Source organism: Asaia sp. W19, from assembly GCF_003994335.1.
Taxonomy (GTDB): domain Bacteria; phylum Pseudomonadota; class Alphaproteobacteria; order Acetobacterales; family Acetobacteraceae; genus Asaia.
On the sequence record NZ_PNQZ01000214.1, the window covers coordinates 1 to 1,098 of the forward strand.

2 protein-coding genes are annotated in these 1,098 nt (G+C 52.3%); one reads left to right on the plus strand and one right to left on the minus strand.

Annotation, left to right across the window (positions count from 1 at the left end; genetic code table 11):
- Nucleotides 1-116: 116 nt before the first annotated feature.
- Nucleotides 117-845: a glycosyltransferase family 25 protein gene (locus C0V97_RS18110; protein WP_127102153.1), complete on the plus strand. Its 729-nt coding sequence runs from the start codon at nt 117-119 to the stop codon at nt 843-845.
- 65 nt (nt 846-910) lie between these two features.
- On the opposite strand, the gene C0V97_RS18115 is transcribed toward C0V97_RS18110, so the two are convergent.
- On the minus strand, nt 911-1,098 hold a 188-nt coding region (locus tag C0V97_RS18115; protein WP_255424200.1), incomplete at its 5' end, for a flagellin.

Consider the following 1,098-nt stretch of genomic DNA (forward strand, 5'->3'; position numbering starts at 1 on the left):
GTAAGACGCTCGTTAATGTTTCGAAACCGGTCGCTTCGTGAGAGATATGGCGGTCAATGTCTCGGGGAGAGCGCTCGTTCAAATTTATCTGATTCGGAGCCTTGGGATTACACGTGATGGATAAGTGGTTGATTACACTCAAGCGTACTCCAGAAAGGCTTGAGGAATTTCGTCGAGACAACCCTAAATTCTCTGATATTCGGCTTTTCGAGGCGATAGATGGTCGGAGTCTCGATCGCGAGGCGCTTCGCGATCAGGGTATCCTTGACCCTGATTTGAATTATACGGATGGCGCAATCGGGTGCGCGCTGTCGCACCTTGCGATCTGGACGAACTCACTCGGGGAGGGGCGGGGATGTACGATTTTCGAAGATGACGCAATCATCAATGAAAGCTTCGACGCCCGGACGTCTGGGTTGATCGAGGCGCTACCGCAAGGCTGGGATATGGTACTATGGGGCTACAATACCGACGCCTATTTGACGTTCAGGAGCGCCGAAATCGGCTTTTTTTGTACGTCACGGTTTGACCACGTAAACCTCTTGAAAAACCGTGAGGAATTCAGGATGGGTTCGGCGGATACGACGCTATTCAGCCTCCTGCGTGCCCACGGGCTGATAGGCTACTCGATATCTCCTAGTGGGATTTCGAAAATGCTCTCTCATGTTTTGCCGCTCCGGCCGATGCAGACATTCTATCCCGGACTGGAAAAAAATAAAGAGAACTCGGGCATCGATGATATGATGGCGGGGTGCTATGATAAACTTAGTGCGTGGGTCGCTTTTCCACCACTTGTCCTTGCCAAGAACGATCTTGCCACTAGCACAGTGCAAACCGGCGGATGAAGCAAAGCCCGGATCGGGGTTTTTGGTAGCCCCTCACCTGAGAGCAGGTAAGGGGCTTTTTAGTATTACTGGAAGAGGGAGAGGATGTTCTGAGACTGCGAGTTTGCGATGGTGAGTGACTTGATGGCGAGCGACTGCTTGGTCTGAAGTGAGGTCAACTTAGCGCTGGCAGCAGACATATCTGCGTCGGTCAGGGCGCCAATGCCGTTGGTGAGGTTGTCGGAGATGCTCGAGCCATAGGTGCTCATGTTGT